This is a genomic window from Streptomyces mesophilus (assembly GCF_011044995.1).
GTDB lineage: Bacteria > Actinomycetota > Actinomycetes > Streptomycetales > Streptomycetaceae > Streptomyces > Streptomyces mesophilus.
The window spans coordinates 1-514 of sequence record NZ_JAAKZW010000505.1; the positions used below are offsets into that span (position 1 = coordinate 1).

The 514-nt window shown below is 76.3% G+C and carries 1 pseudogene; it reads right to left on the minus strand.

The features are described from left to right. Positions 1-514, minus strand: a pseudogene (locus tag G6045_RS41890) (hypothetical protein); the annotation flags it as partial.

The window sequence follows — 514 nt, forward strand, 5'->3', positions numbered from 1 at the left end:
CGATGACGCAGGGCCCGCGTCCACCTCGGGCGCGAGACCCGCGTCCACCTCGGGCGCAAGTCGCGCATCCACCTCGGGCGCAAGGCCTCCGTCGGCCTCGGGCTCAACGGCGGCGTCCCGGGACGCGCCATGCGTGCCACGCGGGCCTTGCGCGCCACCCGTGCCGGGCCGAGCCGTCACGGGACCGGTCCCCGAGCTGTCCGTATCGCCCGCCCCCAGTCCCCCTCGTGACGCTCCAGCCCGCCTGAGCGCACCCCGGCGTCCCTCGCAGACCGAACTCACCGCGTCCGTAAGGCGGTCGAGGACCGCCGTGGCCTGTTCGTCCGTGAGGGTGAGCGGGGGCAGAAGGCGGACGACGCTGGAGTGGCGGCCGCCGAGTTCGACGATCAGCCCCCGGTCCAGGCAGGCCCGCTGCACAGCCGCCGCGATCTCCGGCGCGGCCGGCAGCGGCCGTGGAGCAGCACCCTGCTCCCCGCCGAAGCCGCGGATACGCCCGGCCGACCCCATACCGGCC